Annotated in this window: 10 protein-coding genes and 3 tRNA genes; 4 read left to right on the top strand and 9 right to left on the bottom strand. The window is 42.3% G+C overall.

Annotation, left to right across the window (positions count from 1 at the left end; translation table 11 throughout):
- Positions 1-12: 12 nt before the first annotated feature.
- Complete coding sequence (locus HWQ42_RS12855) at positions 13-1617, bottom strand: 2-isopropylmalate synthase (RefSeq protein ID WP_292812497.1); 1605 nt, start codon at positions 1615-1617, stop codon at positions 13-15.
- Between the two features lie 95 nt (positions 1618-1712).
- Complete coding sequence (locus tag HWQ42_RS12850) at positions 1713-2234, bottom strand: NYN domain-containing protein (RefSeq protein WP_041565194.1); 522 nt, start codon at positions 2232-2234, stop codon at positions 1713-1715.
- 739 nt (positions 2235-2973) lie between these two features.
- On the opposite strand from HWQ42_RS12850, the gene HWQ42_RS12845 reads away from it, so the two are divergent.
- Positions 2974-5337, top strand: a complete 2364-nt coding sequence (locus HWQ42_RS12845; protein ID WP_292812495.1) for a CHASE2 domain-containing serine/threonine-protein kinase — start codon at positions 2974-2976, stop codon at positions 5335-5337.
- Between the two features lie 211 nt (positions 5338-5548).
- On the opposite strand, the gene HWQ42_RS12840 is transcribed toward HWQ42_RS12845, so the two are convergent.
- A complete protein-coding gene (locus HWQ42_RS12840) occupies positions 5549-7852 on the bottom strand; it encodes a tetratricopeptide repeat protein (protein ID WP_292812493.1) in 2304 nt (767 codons plus the stop codon).
- Between the two features lie 214 nt (positions 7853-8066).
- On the opposite strand from HWQ42_RS12840, the gene HWQ42_RS12835 reads away from it, so the two are divergent.
- Entirely contained in the window at positions 8067-8921 is an 855-nt protein-coding gene (locus tag HWQ42_RS12835; protein ID WP_292812490.1) for a peptidoglycan-binding protein, read from the top strand.
- Between the two features lie 352 nt (positions 8922-9273).
- Here HWQ42_RS12835 and HWQ42_RS12830 read toward each other — a convergent pair whose 3' ends face one another.
- From HWQ42_RS12830 to HWQ42_RS12815, 4 genes are all read right to left on the bottom strand, one after another.
- Positions 9274-10875, bottom strand: coding sequence for a TROVE domain-containing protein (locus tag HWQ42_RS12830; protein ID WP_292812488.1), 1602 nt, complete (start codon positions 10873-10875; stop codon positions 9274-9276).
- Positions 10876-10912: 37 nt separating this feature from the next.
- A tRNA-OTHER gene (locus tag HWQ42_RS12825) sits at positions 10913-11038 on the bottom strand.
- A 208-nt stretch (positions 11039-11246) separates the two neighbouring features.
- Positions 11247-11373: transfer RNA gene (locus HWQ42_RS12820), tRNA-OTHER, on the bottom strand.
- Positions 11374-11416: 43 nt separating this feature from the next.
- A tRNA-OTHER gene (locus HWQ42_RS12815) sits at positions 11417-11546 on the bottom strand.
- A gap of 576 nt (positions 11547-12122) precedes the next feature.
- Between HWQ42_RS12815 and HWQ42_RS12810 the strand changes: the two genes are divergently transcribed.
- Positions 12123-12848 carry a hypothetical protein gene (locus HWQ42_RS12810; protein ID WP_292812486.1) on the top strand — a complete coding sequence of 242 codons (726 nt, stop codon included), beginning with the start codon at positions 12123-12125 and terminating at the stop codon, positions 12846-12848.
- A gap of 238 nt (positions 12849-13086) precedes the next feature.
- Here the strand turns inward: HWQ42_RS12810 and HWQ42_RS12805 are convergent, their stop codons facing one another.
- Both HWQ42_RS12805 and HWQ42_RS12800 read right to left on the bottom strand, forming a co-directional pair.
- Positions 13087-14217, bottom strand: a complete 1131-nt coding sequence (locus HWQ42_RS12805) for a quinone-dependent dihydroorotate dehydrogenase (protein ID WP_292812483.1) — start codon at positions 14215-14217, stop codon at positions 13087-13089.
- A 1-nt stretch (position 14218) separates the two neighbouring features.
- On the bottom strand, positions 14219-14635 hold the full coding sequence (locus tag HWQ42_RS12800) for a hypothetical protein (protein ID WP_292812481.1): 417 nt from the start codon (positions 14633-14635) through the stop codon (positions 14219-14221).
- 103 nt (positions 14636-14738) lie between these two features.
- On the opposite strand from HWQ42_RS12800, the gene HWQ42_RS12795 reads away from it, so the two are divergent.
- Positions 14739-17660, top strand: coding sequence for a GAF domain-containing protein (locus HWQ42_RS12795; RefSeq protein ID WP_292812479.1), 2922 nt, complete (start codon positions 14739-14741; stop codon positions 17658-17660).
- Positions 17661-17681 lie beyond the last annotated feature (21 nt).

The raw sequence follows: 17681 nt of genomic DNA, 5'->3' as shown, positions 1-17681 counted from the left end.
CAGATTCCGATCTCAGACTTTCTGTACAGTGACTTCCTCTGGCTTTTCTTGAGTTTGCAAAGATGCATACAACCTATTCAACGCATTTACATAAGCTTGTGCGGATGCCACGATGATATCTGTGTTCGCTGCATGACCAGAAAACACTTTAGATTCATAACGTAAACGAATCGTCACTTCGCCAAGGGCATCAATACCGCCTGTTACTGACTGCACAGAAAACTCAATCAATTGGTTGGGCACATTCACCACACGGTTGATGGCTTTGTAAACTGCATCCACGGGCCCAGTACCGATCGCAGCATCAGTTAATTCTTCACCTTCTGGGGTACGCAGGGTAACTGTAGCAGTAGGACGGGCGTTGCTACCACAGGAAACTTGCACCAACTCTACCCGGAACAAATCGGGTGCTTGTTGGATTTCATCGTTAACGATCGCTTCCAAATCCCAATCAGAAATATCTTTCTTTTTATCTGCTACTTCTTTGAATCTAACGAAGGCTTTATTTAACTCAGTATCTGACAGTTCAAAGCCCAATTCTTTTAATCGGGTGCGGAAAGCATTTCTACCTGAATGTTTGCCCAAAACTATTTGATTGTCTGTTAAGCCAATCAATTGGGCATCCATAATTTCGTAAGTGAGCTTGTTCTTTAAAACACCATCTTGGTGAATTCCAGATTCATGAGCAAAAGCATTCGCTCCCACGATCGCTTTATTTGGTTGTACCAACATTCCCGTCAAATTAGAAACTAAGCGTGAGGTTTTATAAATTTGTCGGGTGTCGATATTTGTCAGGGATTCTTGAGAATTTTCTGGTCTGCCGAGATAAGGGTTAAAATATTGCCGCCGCACGTGCAACGCCATTACCAATTCTTCTAGTGAGGCATTTCCGGCGCGTTCGCCAATGCCATTGATTGTACATTCTAGTTGCCGTGCGCCATTTTTCACAGCTTCTAAAAAGTTAGCAACTGCCAAGCCTAAATCATTATGACCGTGAACGGAAATAATCGCTTGGTCAATGTTGGGGACATTTTCGATAATGCCCTTAATCATTGCTCCAAATTCGCTAGGGGTTGTGTAACCTACAGTATCGGGAATGTTAACTGTTGTTGCACCAGCTGCGATCGTTCGCTCTAATACTTGGTACAAAAATTCTGGATCGGAACGAGCCGCATCCATCGGCGAAAATTCGACATCTGTCATGAAGGACTTGGCATAAGCTACCATTTCTTCGGCGATCGCTAGCACTTCTGCCCGTGACTTTCGCAATTGATACTCTAAATGAATATCAGAAGTCGAAATAAATGTGTGAATTCTGGCATTAACTGCTGGTTTTAATGCTTCAGCAGCCGCTTCAATATCTGCTTTAATGGCTCTTGCTAAACTACAAACTACCGGGCCATTTTCTGTCCCGACAATTTGAGCAATTTTCTTGACTGCTTCAAAATCTCCAGGACTGGCAAAGGCAAAGCCTGCTTCAATTACATCTACACCTAGACGCGCTAATTGCTTGGCAATAACTAGCTTTTCGTCTATATTCAAAGTCGCTCCCGGACACTGCTCTCCATCTCGCAATGTTGTATCAAAAATAATGATTCGATCTGTTTTGTTTGTCATTTGCCGTTTGGTGTTTAGTGTTTACTTGTGGCTTAATATATCTTCAACCCTAGTTTTTCTTTTACTCTTATTTTTGTAAATAATTGTTAAAGCTACTAACCTTCAGTTTTCTCTATTTGATCTCTGATATCATTTAAATCTATATATCTATCAGTAGCATTGCGTAGTTCTCTAGCAATCATTCCTTCTGTCGAGACTACCGTAATATGTGTATTTTTTGAGCGTAATAGTTCGATTGCTCTTTCAAAATCTCCATCGCCACTGAATAATACTACTCGGTCGTACTGATCTACTGTATTAAACATATCTACAACAATTTCAATATCTAAATTCGCTTTTTGCGAGTAACGACCTGACGTATCATCATAATATTCTTTCAGAATTTTAGTTCGTACTGTATATCCTAGACTAATTAGAGCATCTCTAAAACCTCGCTGATCTTGTGGATCTTTTAAGCCAGTGTACCAGAAGGCATTAATTAATGTTGTTTCTGATTGCTCATGTTTGAAGTATTCTAAGACTCGCCGCGGGTCAAAAAACCAGCCATTTTTTTGTTGAGCATAGAACATATTGTTTCCATCTACAAAAATAGACAGACGATTCATTGGAGAACCCATACAAATTTACACCTAATAATATATATGAATTTAGATGGAACAATAGATTATAGCAATTTTCAAATGCCTTGTTTGCTAATATCTATAAAGTAGTTCTTTATCTATAGCTTTTATCCTACCTCTTTCAAGACATAAAAACGCCTGCAATATTGAAGTTGAGATCCTGGGTGTTAACCTGATTCACCTCCAGCACTACAAGAGCCACTCGACGATCAAAATCTACCCATAAAATTGACCCAGTAACAGCATTCATCGCTGCATAACACTAAAGTTTACTCCTAAAGAGGTATAACATAGGCTTAAGGTAAGATATAAATTAATGCCTATCTTTCGGTAAAGCTGTCAGTATCAGAACACGTTTTCTGGAGATTACCAACATTGCATCAGGGACAGAAGACAGCCTTGGGACTGCTTCTGGTACAGCACCCAGTTAGTAACGTAGTTGTTGGTTAGGTGAGGGTAAAATCTTGCCACAACCAAATTCACAGGGAGAGTATATCCGGCTCCGATCTATGAGACAATCACTACTTGTAACTCATTCAACAGAAAAAGCATAAATTAAGTAGTGCTTGAGTAAGAATTTATTGGGGGCTGGCTCTGCCAATAAAAGTTTGTTGATGAATAGAAGATACTTTACAAATGTATAAGATTATCATTTAAGTCTTATTTCAATGTGCTTACACTAAAACGCGGTCTGAATAAATAAAAGTCTTGGACTAAAATCAATCAGTAACACGATATGGCAGAAGAACCTACATCTACCTTAACTAAAAACTATGTCTCTACTGCCAATAGACTGTCAAGTAAACCAACAAAAGTGACTTCAACAGCATCTGCTCGCCACTCCCGATGGATGGTTCGCTTAGGTCATCTACTGGCAGGTACTTGGGCAATTGGGGGCGCACTATTGAGCGCTTCTGGTGGGGAATTGGTTCAATTGATGGAAAATCAGGTGCTTTCTGGCTTTTTTCAACTGCGTGGGCCGATTGTGCCTCCAGAAGACATTGTGATTTTAGCAATAGACGATCAATCAATATCAGTTCCCGAACAGTACTATAAAACAGATCCGAAACAGTATGCCTACTTAGAAACGCTGAAATCTTATCCTTTTAAACGGGCTGCATACTCTCAGGTAATCACAAAATTAATCGAAGCAGGTGCCCGCGCTGTAGCACTAGATGTAGTTTTTGATACAGTGAGCAGCTATGGAGTTACAGACGATCGCCAATTTCAGGCAGTATTGCAAAAATATGGTAATAAAGTTGCCTTAGCAGCCGTCTACGAAAATTCCCAGACGCACCAAGGGTCTTTTACGCAACTGACAGACCCACAACAAATGTTTCGTACAGGGTCAGTATCCATTGGCTCAGTTAATTTTCCTTTAGAAGTAGATGGAAAAGTTCATCGATTAGCGAGTGAGTTTCCCAAGTTATTAGGTGAAGATAATTTATTTACCAAAAAGCGACTCTCTTTTGATGAAGCAGCCCTGAAGGCAGCACAAGTAAATTATCCTCGACCAAAGGGCGATCGCATTTATTTTTGGGGGTCTGCGGGTACATTTGAGCAAAAACCTTTTTGGCACGTACTCGACCCGGAAAACTGGAACACCTATTTGCAGCAGGGAAAGGTGTTCAAAAACAAGATCGTGCTGATTGGTGCAACAGATAAGTTACATAATGATTATTATCCAGTAGCTGGTAGTAATAGCACTGAACCGATGTCGGGGGTGGAAATTCACGCCAATGCGATCGCAACTTTGATGTCAGGGAAAGCGATCGCCCCAGGAATTAAGAGTCCACCATTGCAGGGTTTGTTTGTGTTAATGCTAGTGGGCAGTTCAGCCTTGATGATTAGCAGACGCAAGCGTAGCATCCATAGATTTTTCTATAGCCTCGGCCTTTCTGGCGCTTGGGGAGTAATTAGCTATGGGTTATTTATCTATGGTCAGTTAATTTTTCCCACTAGTGTACCAACGATCGCGATCGCCATGACCGGAATTTGCTATTTGGCAACCTCAGTCATCAGAGAAAGCATCAGAAAACGCCAATTAGTAGACATTTTTCAGAAGTATAAAACTTCACCCGTTGTCCAAGAGATTATCAGCCAACAAGATGACTTCCAACACCTAATCCAGCAACGAGATTTAGCCTTATCAGGAAAAGTTTTGGCTAGACGCTACAAAATTGTCAAAGTTCTCGGTTCCGGTGGATTTAGTGAAACCTACATTGCCGAAGATACTCAACGTCCTGGTAATCCGCGATGTGTTGTCAAACAATTAAAACCAGCCAACACCAAACCGGAAGGATTGCAACTTGCCAGACGTTTATTTAACTCAGAAGCACAAACACTAGAAAAATTGGGAAGGCACGCTCAAATTCCTCAACTTTTGGCCTATTTTGAAGAAGATGAAGAATTTTATTTAGTGCAAGAACAGATAATTGGTCATCCTTTAAATCAAGAACTTTTAGCAGGTAGAGCAATTGAAGAAATTGCAGCGCTCAAAATTATCAGGGACTTATTGCAAACATTAACATTTGTCCATGACAACCACGTGATTCATCGGGATATTAAACCCAGTAATATCATCCGACGACACTCAGACGGAAAACTAGTGTTAATTGACTTTGGAGCCGTCAAGGAAGTTGGCATCAAACAGCTTGATAGTCAAGAGTCAACCCCTTTCACCATTGGTATTGGTACTCAGGGTTACGCACCAAGCGAACAATGTTTTGGGCGTCCACAGTACAGTAGTGATATCTATGCAGTTGGCATGGTTGGGATTAAAGCCTTGACTGGTGTAGCACCCCGTGAGCTAGATAGAGATGCTGATGGAGAAATCAAATGGAGCGCTCGCACTCAGGTGAGCCAATCCCTAGCTAATATTCTCAGTAAAATGGTGCTGGATGACTTCAAAGAGCGATATCAGTCTGCATCAGAAGCTCTTAAGGATCTTGAAGCTCTTAAAGCTATTAAAGCTCTTGACGATTTGGTAAATTCCCAACACAGAGACTATATCCCAGAAGATGACTTATTAATGAATACTTTAGATGAATTAGGCGGTCCCACAAAATCTTACTCAGAATCATCCTCAGAAAATCCTTGAAAAGGAATGTAGAGACAATATTTAGATATAAAAGGAATAGCGATCGCGCAATTATTACTAAGCTATATTACATTGTGTTGACAAACAACGTATATTGTAAGTTTAGTTTTGTAAGATTTGGAAATGCGATCGCTGGCGGTAAAATGTAGCCCATTGTAGAGACGGCGATTTATCGCGTCTCTCTAACCGGAAATGCGTTGTTTGCAGATAATTATGGGCAATCAAGTAAAGTTTGCATCTCCTGTGCATCCCTTGTCATTCCCAAACGCTCAAAACTATTAATAGCCTGAGTTGATAATTGGCAGGCTTTCTGGACACTTCCCCACCTTCTCTCCCAGCGTGCTAGAGAACGTTGATAACGAGCCAGACGCCGTTTATTATTGCTACTTTCGGCGACAGTTAAGCCTTGAATTAATAGCTTTTGAGCTTCATCGCGATCGCCTTGTTCAATGGCAATATCAGCAAGCCAATTTTGAGCAGAATTGATCACTCGATGCCAATTAATTTTTTCTGCACTTTTCATCACATCTTGAAATAGCTTCTTTGTTGAAAAATATTCACCTTCTGAATAAAAGATTTCAGCCCGATGATAAAGCACGGGAATAAAATAGCGGATGTGCTGTCGCTCGTCTAGATTCGCATCAATCACCAATTTTTCTTCTACTATTAGCCAGTGGTGTGCATCTGTATAATTATTCTGCCTGATTCGCAGTCTAGCCATACTTTCGGCTAAGTCAGCTTGAACGCATGAATCTGCACGGTCGCGTAAAACCCATGCTCGCTGCAATATTTCGTCTGCTTGTGTGAGACTTTGGGGCGAACACTCCCGAATTAGCAGCCAGGTTTTGCGGATCATGAATTTTACTAAAGATGACCATTCACCACGTCGTTCTGATTGTTCTATCAGCCATTGCAACCAATCGAGGCGATCGTCCCAATAAGCATAGAGATTGGCGTAGTGGTTCAAGAGCAGCCACAAATCCCTAACTTCTGCATAATGGTCTTGGTTTTTACACCAATAAAGTACTGCCCGTAGATTTCCTTCCTCTTCCTTTAACCTGTTGTAATGTATCCATTTTTCCCAATCTTCTCCGCCGTAACTGTAAGCAAAATCTAGATACCATCTCACCCAACGCATCCGTGCTTCTCTCTCAAAATCTGGGTAAGCGGCTAATTGTGCTAAGGCATACTCACGAGTCAGAGAGAGCATTTCGTATCGTTTAGTCTCTGAGTTCAGATTCACTAATGAGAATCGCTGCAAACGTACCAGGCCATTAGTGACAGAATCAGGAGCAGATGTCAGTCCAGCAACTTCAGTCACAGCAGCTTCGATAGGAGAGTCAGGAAAAATCGCCAATGACATGAGTAACTTGTGGGGTGGCTGTCCTTTGATATCTTGCACTGATTTCTCAAAGCAAAAACGAGCCACATCGCCTGTAGCGGAGGCTAACTGCTCCAATACGAAGTTCAAAGAGTAGCCACTGGAGACTTGACCGAGTGCATAGACAATAGCGAGGGGGATTCCTCCAGTGCGATCGTAGAGCAAGCTAGAGTCCTCATCTTGGATAGTTATACCTTTCTCTTCAGCTTGTTGCTGAATTAACTGCAAACCATCATTCAGGGGCAAGTTTCGCAGACTGATTGGCAGCAGGGCAATTCGTTCGCGGGTAGTAATTACTACTTTGACGCAAATGGGCAAATTGTATAGGAATTCTATAACCTCATCCCTATCCCTGTTCTCTATAGTCTCCATATTGTCCACAATCAGAAGCGTGCGCTGTTTAGAAAGACATTGGCGTACACGGTCAAATTGGTCATTGGGAGGAGATTGAATAATAGTAGAGTCGTTTAAGGCATTGGCAATCACTCGAAAAATCTCGCGCAGGTTATGCTGTCCTTGCTGCCGTTGCAAAATCATATCGGGAATCAGTTCTTGTTGTTTAGCTGAAGTGAAAATAATTGCATCAAATTTAGGTGCATCAGAACTGTTTTTGTTACTAGCTTCTAAGCACAGGTAAGCAGCTGCTAATACCAGCGCCGTTTTCCCTACGCCACCAATGCCATGAACTGTAATCATGTGAGCGCCATGCTCTGGCGAAAGGCGTTCCAGTAGCTTTTTCATATCTGCCTCGCGCCCAATAAATTCTGTGTAGGTTGGTGATGGCAGATTGTGGGGGACAGCAACACCTTTGCGATATCCATGTCTTTCTAGAATACAAATAAGGTTGCTTGACCTCACGCTGTTGTCTGATTCTCCTGTCAAAGTTTCAATATCTCGATAGATATTGCTCAATACCACTCTCACACCAGCATGATCTCTGTACAAGTCCTGACTTATCTTTGTCAAGCTATACCCACACAGCAACCCAAGTAACAGGTCTTTCTTAGCATTTTGTCTGTATCGCTTTTGAATTTTAGACTCCAAGTCAGTCAGTAAACGATCTATATCCCAGTCGTGTGAAACCTTTTGATACCAGTTTTTCGGCAGATTCCCACCATCTGACTGATGTGACATAAATATCACCTATTTGTCTTTAATTAAATGTTTTATAAGGAACATTTTAACGGCAAAATTTTGACATATTCTATCAACAACTATTAAATCCACAAGTATTAACATTTTAGTAACTTTTGAGTTGCTGTTAATAGTGAATGTTAGTAGATATCTAAATCGATTTTAGTCTTTAATAGCTAGGAGTTGCTCCAGATAAATCGACTTCTAAAAAATTATGACAAATAAAGCGTTTAGCTTTTTAACCTTCTTGTTTCGGCTAAAACAATCCCGGCGTTATTTCCCAGAAGAAAGACAAGTCTGTGTATTCAATAAGCGTCCCATATTATACCGAGACTTTTCGCCAAACTCTGCACAAGAATCAATTAATGAACTGCAAGAACGACTGCAAACTCAGGGTTTTCTCTCAACTATTAGTGGTAAATTTGACTTAGAAACAGAAGAGGCTGTAATAAAATTTCAGAAAGCCAATAATCTTCAGGTGGATGGAGTAGTCGGGCCACTAAGTTGGGCTTGCCTTTTCTACCCAAGGCTTTACCGCAATCAGAAAAGTATGTCGCCAAAATTACAGGATGCTATTAAGGAACTGCAAACTATCCTTAATGAAGAAGGATTTTTCAAAAAAGAACCTGATGGATATTTTAGTAGGGAAACTGAAAGAGGTGTTAAACGTTTTCAAAGAACTTATGGACTGAAAGATGATGGCGTAGTTGGGGCTGCGACTTGGGCTGTATTAATGGGAATGCGACAAAAAATAGATAACAAAAGCTTTCTCCAGTTAGTTTATTTTCTATCGCCCCAATCCTGGTTTTTTTGTGAGCAGCTTTTAATGATCTCTTTCATTCTACTGGGTATTTATTGTAGCCCCATACCAGTAGCAGATGAACTGAAATGGAATATAGCCTTAGCAACTGCCTATGGACTCACCTGTATAGTGCCTTTTCTCCTGGAGTGTTTACCGCTGAAGCCCTCAAAGCACTCAAGTTTACCGCTTTTAGAATATGCTCCTTATGTGTTAACTGGTATCTTTTGGAAACCAATTATCGGTTTTTTGGGGACATTGTTTAATTAACATTGAGTGGGTGAATAGATGATGAGCGATCAAATTTTTGTGTTGTGCTTTTAAAAAATTGCGATGTCTACGACGGGCTACGCCTACGCACATCGAAGACACCCTACTCTTACCCATCGCTGAAATAGAAAAACGACCACTCAAAATTAAATCGCCTTCTTCTTTGCGCCCCTGCGTAAGGAGAAAATCAAACAAAGGCGGGTGCGGGGGTTGAACCCGCTAATCCCCACAATGGTGGAGACGTAACCGATAACCCTAAATTCTTCGGCCCCAAAAGGCAAGTTGTGAACAAGGATAACCCGCCATGAAGTATGAAGGATAAAGTGTTTGATCCTTTACCCTTCAGCAATATCTACAATTCACCCGTAGCTAGCATCTGGATGATCCGAGGCGTACCTGGGTCGAACCCTGCCAAATCCCAAGACAGCGAATCTTCAGGATCTACCAAAGTAATTTGGTAAGGTGTCAAGGTGACATACACCGCCTTGACATTAGGATTTACCTTTTTGCGGTACTCCTTCAGCGCTTGACTTGGATGCTTATACCCAGCCCAGCTTTCCGAGTCAGTCCAAAAGCAGACTACATCTGCTTTAAACTTATTTTTAATCATCCAGTCATAAGCTACAGATGCATCCGTTCCACCGAAGTTTTGATTGCTAGCTTTGCGAACCGCAGAACTAAAACTATCTTTGGCAGTGATACTTAATTCCCGGAATTCCGTAGCAAAACCACGAATCATGTAGTTTTTCTCTGCTTTTGCTGTCACCAGTGCCATTGTGGTGGCAATTTCACAACAAGTTAGTCCCATATCTGCAACCATGCTACCCATAGAACCAGAAACGTCCACGGCGTGCATGAATACTTTACCTGTGGGTTGCACAACATCAAAAGACAGTTCAACCGCCTTTTCTAAAATGTCCACAATCCGAGGAACTGGATTCCAAGTTTTCTTACTGCGTCCTAATGTCCCACCAGATTGATATGTTTTGAGTGCTTTCAAAACATCAATCGGATGGATGCGACCTTTACGCAGATGTTCTTTGTTGTTGAGAACTGCTTCCACTCGCAGCAAGTTGGCACTTTCATCGGCTCGCAACACACCCAGTTCAGTTAAAGAACCGAGGTTACGCAACATTGCACCTATTGGCATTTCCTGAAATAGCAACTGCCAAGCAAACTTATCCATTTTGCCCACAGGTGCAGCCATTTCGTGGGTTAAGCGTCCTTGAGAAATAGCTTCATGGGTTTGGGTAGGATTCCGCTTCAGCCACTCATACCACCAAATCTGCGCCAATGCTTCTGAGGGGATATCTGCTGGCAATTCTTCCCAGCCTCTAACTACCCACTCAAATAGTTGACGGTGATTTTCTGTAGGCGGTTTGACATGGAACAACCGCAACGCATCTCGATTCGAGAAACCTTGACGCTGTTGATATTTCAACAGTTGATAAGCTAAACCCTTGACATCTTCCCTTGAGAGCCAAGTTTTACCAGCTTCCCGCACTACTTTGCCAAATCCCCGCAGAGATTTAGTGTAGTTTAGCCATTCGTAGAAGTGGCTACCAGTGCGGACAATTTGCGGGAAGATTTCACCAAATGTCTGTTTTGCTTCTGGTGTTTCACCCATTGATAGCAGCACCAAAGCTAAGATAGGCGCACTGTTATTGATGGCGCGTCCATCGCTAGCATACAAAATTTCTTCCGCTACACGACCGGGATTTTCGGCAACAGCTTGTCTGACAACTGTCACAAAATCCTCAGTTAATTCCTGTTTACCAGCGTAGTAAGTGCTTTTTGCTGTGCCAACCAATAAACAACGGCGCAGCATTTTCCAAATACCAGCATCAAACATCCAACCGCCGGAGCGTCCCTGAACCATTTCTGCTTCTCGCCCGGGGATAGGTTGATTTTGGGGTGTAGTTGTTTTCTTTTTAGTGAAAAAATTGTAATTCATCGCTTCATCTCCCGGCCCTTGCGGACAAAAATGAAAGGTGGCAGAGGGGGATTTGAACCCGCGACATCCGGCTTAAGAGGCGATAACCCTAATTCGTCGGCCTTTTCAGGCAAGGTGTGAACAAGGATGTTTTTCGGCGCTCTACCAACTGAGCTATCTGCCACATGAAAATTTAAAACGCAAAATTTACTCTGGTGGAACAGGATTTGTAGCTTGCTTCCCGTAGGGTACCTGCAACCTATGAATTCACGATAACCCTCGATTCGTCAGCCTTTGCAGGCAAGTTTGTGAACTAAGGACTATGGGAATTAACCCGTTCATTGCTCTACCAGATTGAGCTACCCACCAGATGACAATTCAAAATTAAGTTTTGGGTGGCGGAGCGGGATTTGAACCCGCGACCTCTCGAACCCTAATCGATAACCCTAATTCGTCGGCCTTTGCAGGCAAGGGGTGAACAAGGATGTTTAGCGCTCTACCAAACTGAGCTACCCGCCACATGAAAATTCAAAATTTAAAATTCAAAATTCAGTACTACATTTGGTGTAGTGGAGCGGGAATTGAACCCGCGACCTCCCGCTTGGCAGGCGATAACCCTCAATTCGTCGGCCTTTTCAGGCAAGGTGTGAATAAGGATATTTAGGCGCTCTATCCACTGAGCTACCCACCACATATAAATTCAAAACTCAGCACTACATTTGCTGTAGCGAAGTAGGATTTTTACCTACACCTCCAGAAGTTTGATCAAGGGTGTTTTAGTTATATGTGATAACCCTCGATACGTCAGCCCTTCCGGGCAAGGTGGGCGCTCTGCCATTTGAGCTATTCGCTACTGGTGAAAGCTAACTCCCTCATGAAAGTTGACTTGTATTATTAATGTAGTATATGTATTATCTATTGTCAAGGGTCTGGTAAGCCAATTTAGAATTATTGCTTTGTAAAGAAAAGTCTGAGAAGTATAAGTAAGCCATTGCTCAGAATTTTGGGAGCAGATTATCTAAGATGTATTGCGATCGCCATACATCACAACCCTCTTATTTTCTCTGTTAAAAACTTTTGCGCGTAGTTTACCGCCGTAGGCATCGCAAACCAATGTTAGATGAGCAAAAAGGTAATAAGTCTATAACACTTGCTGAATAAAGCTTTTGCCGAAACTTTTGCCGCAACTTTGCCAAACGATACAAAAAAGTGTCTCAATTTTTGCCAATATAATATTATTTCCCAAAATTCACTTGGCAAAAATCGGCATGAGTGAGAAACCCATAGAAGGTAACGGTAAGGCTTTTCTCGTTCTACTTTTGCCCATCTCGTTTTTGATTATTTTCCTAGTTGCCACTTGGAGAATTTTACTGGCGGTAATTGTGCTGGTAATTGGCTTCAAGGTTTGGCAGGAATATCAATGGCAACAGTGGACTGTACGAGTTAACCCAATTTTTCATCAGTTAGTTCGCGAAAATCAGGGCAGACTTACGCCAATGGACTTGGCAATCAGGGGCAATTTTCCTGGAATAACGGCAAAACGCTACTTGGATAGTAAAGCCTCGGAATTTGGTGCGAGTATAGTCAACTCTGAAGAGGCAGGGCAGTCTTATTACTTTATAACTGCCAGCATTCTTGGCAATATTCTTGACAGTAGTGAGCCTGTCAAAGAACTTCCGGCTCAACCAGTTACTAAAACTGCGCGATCGCTCTTAGCACCGCCACCAACCCCACAGGAGGAAGAACTAGAAACCGAATCACTCCCACAGCAAACACATGAAGAAGCTAAACGATCGCTGGAAAAACAGTTAATTTTTGGCTCTCTGATTCAATCTGAACTTGCCAAAAGGCTAAATGTCTATTCCAGCACGGTTTATAAACGGCGAAACGATCCAGAATTTCCTGAGTGGAGCCGCAGCAAAGACCCTGATGGTATTGCCTGGTCATACTCGGAAAAAACTAAAGAGTTTTTCCCGGTGGAGGAAGAAGGATGACAATATTAACAAGAAAGAATTCAGAAGTCAGGAGCCAGAATGGGTTAAATCTTAGCTATCCGCTAACAGAATTGAATTATGTTTGACTGGCGGATAGCAAGCCCGCGAACGTCTGAATAAATGCCTTTAAGTCCCCACCAAAATGATAATGTAATGGTCTACTACAATTAGTGGCAAGTCTGAATCTTCCACTAATTGATTCTGAATTCTGAATTCTGAATTCTGTATTCTTCTTCAATTACTTTTGATTTTTGAAATCTAAACCCACAGCTTCGTTGATGGAATTTAATCCGTTTTGTTCTAGCTTGGAAAGTAAACCAGCTAGAATGCGGCGTACCATCAGCGGCCCTTCGTAAATCCAGCCTGTATAAACTTGGATCAAGCTAGCACCAGCAGCAATTTTTTCCCAAGCATCTTTAGCAGAAAAGATGCCACCAACGCCAATAATCGGCATTTGTCCTTGGGTTTGCTGCCAAATAAAACGAATTACCTCAGTGGAACGATCGCGTAATGGTTCACCACTAATTCCGCCGGCTTCTTCCTGGGGTGATTTGCCTGTTTGGTCAATTACCTGGGTTTTGAGTCCATCCCGGCTGATGGTGGTGTTAGTAGCGATAATTCCCGCCAGTTGGTAGGTTTTAGCTAAAGAAATGATGTCAGCGATCGCTTCCCATGATAAATCTGGCGCTATCTTGACAAAAATTGGTTTTTGTGTAGTATTTTCTTGTTGTAATAAATTCAAGATAGCACTAAGCATAGAAGCATCTTGGAGCGATCGCAACCCTGGTGTATTGGGAGAAGAGACATTAACAACAAAATAGTCTCCCAAATCCTTGAGTAAACGAAAACTATCGAGATAATCCTGTGCGGCTGCTTCTAGGGGAGTTATCTTAGATTTACCCAAATTTATCCCTATGGGTATTGCTTGGTTTAACTCATACTTTCCTTGTTCCAAACGTGCCGCCATTACTGCTGCACCACTGTTATTAAAACCCATCCGATTGAGAGCAGCTTTATCCAACGGTAGGCGAAACAAACGAGGACGGGGATTTCCGGGTTGTGCGTGAAAAGTTACAGTTCCTAGTTCTGCAAAGCCAAAACCCAGGTTAGACCAAATGCCAGCAGCAACTCCATCCTTGTCGAACCCAGCCGCTAACCCTACGGGATTTGGAAAGTTTAGCCCAAACAAATTTTGTTCTAGGTGTGAATCATACAGACATAAAGACTGCTTTAAGCGTTGGTTTGCCCAACTTGAAGGGGTTTGCGATAGCCAATTAAAACTGCGAATCGTCTGCTGGTGTAACCACTCTGAATCGGTTTTTACCACATTGAACAAAAGTGGACGAATCGCAAGTTGATAAATATCCATTTCAATCCTTAACACTACGGAATTCGGTAGACTGCCGCGTTTCCTCTTGAGCTTGCCGGAGTTCGTCTTTAGCTTGTCGGAGTTCCTCTTTAGTTTGCCGTGCTTCCTCTTTAGCTTGTCGGAGTTCTTCTTTAGATAGCCGCACTTGTTCAGCAATCTGCCGCATTTCTTCAGCAGAATTTCTCATTTCTTCAGCAATCTGCCGCATTTCTTCGGCAGAATTTCTTATTTCTTCAGCAATCTGCCGCTGCTCCTCTTGTGAAAGCCGGAAATCTTCACCAGACTCTCGCTGCTTCTCTTCTGAGAGCCTGGTATCTTCGGCAGATTCTCGTTTTTCCTCTGAGACTTGTCTTTGCTCCTCTTGGGCATCAGACGAAGTTTCGACCATTTCTCTAGCACTCCATAAATCTAATTTCAAGAACCCCTTCCCTAGAACTTTCAGCAAACACTCGTGACAATATTACTTAGGGTGCTTTTCTGGGCATCTTATATATTACAAGTTATGTTAGCCAATAAATCAGATGGGGCAGCCACAAAAATCTATAGCCGCCGAACAGCAGATCCTCTCTTTGGGGCGCGTCCTCCAAAGTCTCAGAGAAGAAGATGATGTTGACGTTCTGATTGAAACTACTATTTCTTATCTCAAAGAAGAGTTTGACTACAAACTGATTTGGATTGCTCTTTACGATCGCCTGAATCACATATTATTTGGCAAAGGAGGCATCACACCCGATCGTGACACGAGCTTTTTACGCCAAAGGGTTGTTCTCAGCCCTGGGGATTTATTAGAGCAAGTAGTGATTGAACAGCATCCTTTGGGTATAGCTGATTTGCAAACTGAAATCCGTGCCACCGAATGGCGAAAAATGGCCGAAAAATTTCACATCCAAGGAACGATTATTTTACCAATTCGCTATAAAGACCGTTGCTTGGGCTTGCTGTTATTGGGTTCAGAACGCTGGGGCTATCTACTGACAGGAGAAACAAAAGCACGTTTGATGATGGTTTTAGGTGAACTGGGGGCAGTGCTTTATCAAAATGAGATGCATAAGCAGCAGAAGCAAACCAGGCGAACCGAAGAGCCATTATTAGAATTGCTAGAAAATTTACGCACCCTCAGTAACCTGAATCAAAGACTGGAAGCAGCGGTGCAAGCAACTCATAAATTTGTCTCCCCCAACCGGACAAATGTTTACTGGTTTGAGCGGGAAGGGCGCTACTTTTGGTGTCGGATGAGCAATCAACTGGTGAAAATGGATCGCAATTCTAGTAGTCAGCAAGCAGCGGGAATGACTGTACAGGAGTTGAGCGATTTTTATTATGCTTTGGCAGTTAACCAAATAGTCTCGATTGGTGATGCACGCAGTTCTTTAAATAGTCATTTTACGGCAAAATTACTGCAACGGTTGAAGGTGCGATCGCTCTTGGCAGCACCGATTATTTGGCAAAAGAACTTAGTCGGTTTTCTGGCGGTAGAAAGCAATGAACCTCGCATTTGGACAGACACAGACAAAAATTTCGTTCAGGGTGTTGCTGGTTTAATTTCCCTAGTTGCATCTACCGAAAGCATGGAAAGCACTATTAAACAGATTCAAGAGGATGCCCAACTGACTAGCCAAGTTGCCCAAGGTATCTATAGCGAACATGACTTTCAGACAACTTTACATAGTTGTGCTAAAAGAGTTTTAACTCGATTAGGTGCCACCCGCTTTTTGCTGTTGCAGTATGACCCTGAGCAGAAGAATTATCAATTTACTTACCAAAGTCAGCCCCAAAATCGCCGACCGTTGACATTTACCCTTCATGCTCTCAAAGAATTAGATGGGCAGCTTTTGCAAAGTTCAACTCAAGCGGTGGAAATTGAGAACTTAGATGAAGATTTACGCTTTTTTAACTGGCGTCCCTCGTTGTTAGAGAATAATGTGCGATCGCTACTTGTTTGTAAATGTACTCACGAACATATACCAGCAGCACTTTTAGTTATTACTCATGAAAGTCATCGTTCTTGGACAACCCTAGAAAAAGAATTGCTGTGGGCCGTTAGTCAACAGATTGGTGTAATTGTTCGTCAGTGGCAATTACATAACCGCACCACCCAGCAGCAAAAAACTTCCCAGGCATTTGAGCAATGCTTACGCATCCTGACACAATCTCAGAACAGTATTGAAGTCGAAAACAAGCATTTAGAACGTACAGCACTAGAACAAATAACATCAATTTTGGCCTGTCCCCTAGCACTAATGCTATCCTGGGCACCTGGTGACAGTTGGGCAGAAATTATCCCTGGAGTGATTGACAATAGCCAATTTGGGATTTTTTCTGATGTATCTATTTCTATCCAGGCTGAAGCCTTAATTCAATGGGCACTCGCTACAGAAAATTATCTGACTTTGAAGGTAGATAATTTACCTCCAGAAACTCGGAAATGGTTGAATATTCCAGACAAAAGTCAAATTTTGGTAATGGCATTACGTACAACTGCTGATTATGAAACCACTGGTGTAGTGTTGCTTGTAGACTATCAAGAGCGTCGCTGGTCAGAACAAAACCTCAGTGCAACAGCAACTCTAATTTCTCAATTAGCCTGGTGGCGTCGTGAAAAGCAAATTACCCGACTTCTAGAATCCACAACCGAAGAATTACGACAACTTAATTGGTACAAACATCGTCGTCTAGAGGAAATTCAAAGAATAACGGCGCACTCCCTTAAACAAATACATGATTTGGGCATTCCTGCGAATGAACTAACTCAGATGCGCTACCAGCTATTGCTGCGGCAGTTAGACCATACAGCCACCTCCATGAGTGGAATGCTAAAACTTGAGAACTGGCAACTACATATCAGTTGGGAAACGATGCCCATAGCGAGTTTACTGAAGCGATCGCTCGAACGGATCGAAAATTTACTCAAACAACAAAAGCTGTGGATTGGGGTACATGGTTTGGGACAACCGATTGACGAGCAAGAATCGCCCAAAAATTCTTCATTAGTCAGAGGCGTTCCTAGCTCTAGCGCTCAATCTGCAATGGCGATCGCTGGTGATATTGTCAAAATTGAATTAGTTATCCATGAATTATTGGTTACTGCCTGTAACCGTTCTCAAACTGGTAGCAGAATTGATATTTGGTGTCGCCGTTTAGATGCGTCAAAACCCTCAGATATAAAATATTCTTCTACAAGTACAGGGGCTGAACATCAGACATCGCTAGAATTATCGATCACATATAACGGTGCGATCGAACCACAGCTACTTACGGAACTACATGATAAGACACCTAAAGATGTGCTTGCTCCTTCCAAGCTCGACCAACCACCAGCTTTACATCTAGTGATCTGCCAAAACCTCATGCAAGAACTAGGAGGAGAATTGAATTTCTATCAGTTACCAGATAATCGGGTAGTCAGTCGCTTGTTGCTGCCGTTAGCTATTCATGATTCTTAGTGCAGCTTTGCCTGAAATCAC

This window comes from Nostoc sp. JL23 (assembly GCF_017115065.1).
Taxonomy (GTDB): domain Bacteria; phylum Cyanobacteriota; class Cyanobacteriia; order Cyanobacteriales; family Nostocaceae; genus Nostoc; species Nostoc punctiforme_A.
This window is presented reverse-complemented; position numbering and strand designations above follow the sequence as displayed.